This window comes from Burkholderia sp. E168m22, from assembly GCF_001319805.1.
Taxonomy (GTDB): Bacteria; Pseudomonadota; Gammaproteobacteria; order Burkholderiales; family Burkholderiaceae; genus Burkholderia; species Burkholderia orbicola.
This window is the reverse complement of record NZ_BBSK01000043.1, coordinates 1-4,084: the sequence shown is the minus strand read 5'-3', so window position 1 is coordinate 4,084 and position 4,084 is coordinate 1. Positions and strand designations below refer to the sequence as shown.

At 70.5% G+C, this 4,084-nt stretch carries 4 protein-coding genes and 1 pseudogene; 3 read left to right on the top strand and 2 right to left on the bottom strand.

Annotated elements, in window-relative coordinates; all coding sequences use genetic code 11:
- A pseudogene (locus tag AP428_RS12160) lies at positions 1 to 464 on the bottom strand (DUF3108 domain-containing protein); the annotation flags it as partial.
- A 113-nt stretch (positions 465 to 577) separates the two neighbouring features.
- A complete protein-coding gene (locus AP428_RS12155; RefSeq protein WP_054928088.1) occupies positions 578 to 1,444 on the bottom strand; it encodes an IclR family transcriptional regulator in 867 nt (288 codons plus the stop codon).
- 129 nt (positions 1,445 to 1,573) lie between these two features.
- On the opposite strand from AP428_RS12155, the gene AP428_RS12150 reads away from it, so the two are divergent.
- From AP428_RS12150 to AP428_RS12140, 3 genes are all read left to right on the top strand, one after another.
- Positions 1,574 to 2,566, top strand: a complete 993-nt coding sequence (locus tag AP428_RS12150) for a fumarylacetoacetate hydrolase family protein (protein WP_054928087.1) — start codon at positions 1,574 to 1,576, stop codon at positions 2,564 to 2,566.
- A 130-nt stretch (positions 2,567 to 2,696) separates the two neighbouring features.
- Complete coding sequence (locus AP428_RS12145) at positions 2,697 to 3,524, top strand: enoyl-CoA hydratase/isomerase family protein (RefSeq protein ID WP_011546322.1); 828 nt, start codon at positions 2,697 to 2,699, stop codon at positions 3,522 to 3,524.
- Positions 3,525 to 3,605: 81 nt separating this feature from the next.
- The coding region (locus AP428_RS12140; RefSeq protein ID WP_374755416.1) for a PhaM family polyhydroxyalkanoate granule multifunctional regulatory protein at positions 3,606 to 4,084 on the top strand (479 nt) is incomplete at its 3' end.

Below are 4,084 nucleotides of genomic sequence, written 5' to 3'. Positions count from 1 at the left end.
GGCGCGGCGAACTTCACGCCGCTCGTCGCGGGGCCGGGTGTCGCGGCGCTGGCGCCCGCGGCCGACGCGGCGTGCGCGGCCGAAGCGCCCGAAGCCCCCGGTGTGCCGCTCGCAGCGGACGCGGCCGCCGCCGGCGGTTCGCCGTGCTCGGCCGTCTGCGTCGACGTGAGGACCGGCTCCTGCGACGGCGCGGGTTTCGGCGGGGCGGCCTTGGGCGCGGCCGGACGTTCGACCGGCTTCGGCTCTGGCGGCGCAGGCTGGCGCTCGATCGGCTGCGGTTTCAGCAATTCGATCTGCACAGGGATGTCGGCGGGCGGCGGCGGCGTGAACGATTCGCGGTTGCGCATCAGCCAGAAGCCGGCGAGCGCATGCAGCACCAGCACGGCGACGAGTGCGACGCCCACGCGCAGCCAGCGGCGGGGCCGGGCGTGAGTCGGGCGAAGGTCGGCAGGCTGCATGGGCATCGGAACAGGATCGGGCGCGTGGGTGACGTCGGGCGCGCGGCGCGCGCCACAGGAATCGGACCGTCGGATGCGCTGCGCGTTCGCGATGCGTGACGTGGCGTGAACCGGATGCGTCAGGCGTCGCGTGCGTCGGGACTATAGCCGAGTTCGTAAGACAGTTTCTGCGCGCAGGCGCGCAGCGCGGTGTCGATCTCGCCGCCCCACGCGATGTCGAACGAGCCTTCCTGGCCGAGCGCGACGATCGCGAGCGCGAGTTCGCCGACCGCGTCGAACACCGGCATGCAGAACGCGTGGATCGTCGGCAGCAGCATCCCCTCGACGCGCGCGGCCTGGTGCCGGCGCACGTCGGCGAGCACCGCATCGACTTCGTCGAGCGTGCGCGGGCCGCCGCGGTGCGGCGAGCGGCGCGTATCGGCGAGTTCGCGCTCGAGCATCGCGGCGGTCTTGCTGCGCGGCAGGTACGCGGCGAACAGCAGGCCCGTCGCGGAACCGAGCAGCGGCATCACGTCGCCGAGCTTCAGAGACGCCTTCGCCGGATGGCTCGATTCCATCCAGTGCACGATCGTCGGCCCCTGGTTGCCCCATACCGCGATGCCGACCGTCTGGTCGAGACGGTCGCGGAATTCGGTCAGCGCGATCCGCGCGAGCTTCACGCCGTCGACGCGCGCGAGCCGCGCGAGGCCCATCTGCAGCGCGAAGCCGCCGAGCTCGTAGCGGCCCGAGACGGGGTCCTGCGACACGACGCCGAGCCGCGAGAAGCTGACCAGGTAGCGGTGCGCCTTCGCCGGGCTCATGCCCGCGCGCTGCGCGAGATCGCGCAGCATCATCGCGCGCGGCTCGCTCGTCAGCACGTCGAGCAGGCGGAAGCCGACCTCGATCGACTGGATGCCGGAACGGACCTTCTCGCCGTGTTCGCCGGAAGCAGCGTCGTCGGTATCGGAGTCGGCGAGATCGTCGTCGGGAAGCGGGCTGGCGGGCATGGGCAACGGGTGCGCGAAAATGCGACAGGAAACGGGGCGAAAACGGCGTGCGCGATCGTGGCGCGCCGCATGGATTCACCATCGTAAAATAGATTCCCTCCATCGTCACTACAACGGCAGATCCTCCCTATGAAACTTGCTTCGCTGAAGGACGGCACGCGCGACGGCCAGCTGATCGTCGTGTCGCGCGACCTGCACACCGCGGCGATTGCCGATGCGATCGCGCCGACGCTGCAGCGCGTCCTCGACGACTGGGCGTTCTACGCGCCGCAACTGCGCGACCTGTACGACGCGCTGAACCACGGGCGCGCGCGCAACGCGTTCGCGTTCGATCCGGCCAACTGCATGGCGCCGCTGCCGCGCGCGTTCCAGTGGGCCGACGGCTCCGCGTACGTGAACCACGTCGAGCTCGTGCGCCGTGCGCGCGGCGCCGAGATGCCGCCCGAGTTCTGGACCGATCCGCTGATGTACCAGGGCGGCAGCGACGATTTCCTGGGGCCGCGCGACGACGTCGTGTGCCCGTCCGAGGAATGGGGCATCGATTTCGAGGCGGAAGTCGCGGTGATCACCGGCGACGTGCCGATGAGCGCGACGCCCGACGACGCGCTGAAGGCCGTGCGGCTCGTCACGCTCGTGAACGACGTGTCGCTGCGCAACCTGATTCCGGCCGAACTCGCGAAGGGCTTCGGCTTCTTCCAGAGCAAGCCGGCCACCGCGTTCGCGCCGGTCGCCGTCACGCCCGACGAGCTGGGCGACGAATGGCGCGAAGGCCGCGTGCACCGCCCGATGATCGTCCACTGGAACGGCAAGAAGGTCGGCCAGCCCGATGCGGGCACCGACATGGTGTTCCACTTCGGCCAGTTGATCGCGCACGCGGCGAAGACGCGCAACCTGCGTGCCGGCTCGATCGTCGGCTCGGGCACGGTGTCGAACAAGGACGCGAAGCGCGGCTACTGCTGCATCGCCGAGAAGCGCTGCCTCGAGACGATCGAGCACGGCGCGCCGCAGACCGAATTCATGCGCTACGGCGATACGGTGCGCATCGAGATGTTCGATGCGGCCGGCAAGTCGATCTTCGGCGCGATCGAGCAGTCGGTTTCCCCGCCCGACGGCGCGGCATAAGCGGCGCGGTACGCAACGCGCCGGCGACACCCGGCTTCGGCCCGCGCGCCGGGTTTCGCCCGATGTTTGACCGCGCGGGCTTGGCTACACTCGATTCAAGCGTTCGAGCGCCTCGAACAAGGAGCAGCAGATGGCCGATCTTGCCGCGTACGGCGGTTACGAAGCACTGAAGGTGACGCGCCGCGACCATGGCGTGCTCGACATCGTGATGAGCGGCGAGGGCGCGAACCGCAGCGGCCTCGCGACCGCGAACGCGCGCATGCATCGCGAGCTCGCCGACATCTGGCGCGACGTCGATCGCGATCCCGACACGCGCGTCGCGGTGATCCGCGGCGAAGGCAAGGGCTTTTCGGCGGGCGGCGATCTCGCGCTCGTCGAGGAGATGGCGAACGATTTCGACGTGCGCGCCCGCGTGTGGCGCGAGGCGCGCGACCTCGTCTACAACGTGATCAACTGCAGCAAGCCGATCGTGTCGGCGATGCACGGGCCGGCCGTCGGCGCGGGGCTCGTCGCCGGGCTGCTCGCCGACATTTCGATCGCCGCGAAGGATGCGCGCATCATCGACGGCCATACGCGGCTCGGCGTCGCGGCCGGCGACCACGCGGCGATCGTGTGGCCGCTGCTGTGCGGGATGGCGAAGGCGAAGTACTACCTGATGCTGTGCGAGCCCGTGAGCGGCGAGGAGGCCGAGCGGATCGGGCTGGTCTCGCTCGCGGTCGAGCCGGCCGACCTGCTGCCGAAGGCGTACGAAGTGGCCGAGCGGCTCGCGCACGGTTCGCAGTCGGCGATCCGCTGGACCAAGTACGCGCTGAACAACTGGCTGCGCATGGCCGGCCCGACCTTCGATACGTCGCTCGCGCTCGAATTCATGGGTTTTTCGGGGCCCGACGTGCAGGAAGGCATCCGTTCGCTGCGCGAGCGGCGCCCGCCCGCGTTCCCCGGCGACGCGCCGTTCTGACGTGCGCGCTATGATCGAACCACGCGCGGCTGCGCGACGCACGGCGGCCGCCTCGCTCCCCCAGTCAACCAGGATGCCCGTATGACGACCGATGCCCCCGGCGCCAACCCTTTCGCCGGCTTTGCCGGGTTCCAGCCCGCCGACATGATGGACCGGATGTGGGACATGATGCGGATGTCGCCGTTCGGCGGGATGGCGCCGTTTCCGGGCGCCACGCACGGGCTGCCGCCGTCGCTGTCGAGCATGTCCGACATGATGTCGCCGCTCACGAACGTCGAGGAGCTCGACAAGCGGATCACCGACCTGCGCGCGGTCGAGCAATGGCTGAAGCTCAATCTCGGGATGCTGCAGTCCGCGATCCAGGCGCTCGAGGTGCAGCGCGCGACGCTTGCGACGCTGCGTGCGTTCGGCGCGTTCGCGCAAAGCTCGATGTCGGCGGCCGAGGAAGCGGCCGTGGCCGCCGCGCAGGCCGCGAAACCCGCGTCGGCGGGCGAGGCCGCACCCGATGCCGCGGCGTCCGCGGCGGATGCGCCGGCGGGCGACCCCGCGCAGCAGTTCGA

Bases quoted from the DNA above. Each gene is read 5' to 3' on its own strand.
- AP428_RS12155 (WP_054928088.1), bottom strand. From the start codon at position 1,444: ATGCCCGCCAGCCCGCTTCCCGACGACGATCTCGCCGACTCCGATACC.
- AP428_RS12150 (WP_054928087.1), top strand. From the start codon at position 1,574: ATGAAACTTGCTTCGCTGAAGGACGGCACGCGCGACGGCCAGCTGATC.
- AP428_RS12145 (WP_011546322.1), top strand. From the start codon at position 2,697: ATGGCCGATCTTGCCGCGTACGGCGGTTACGAAGCACTGAAGGTGACG.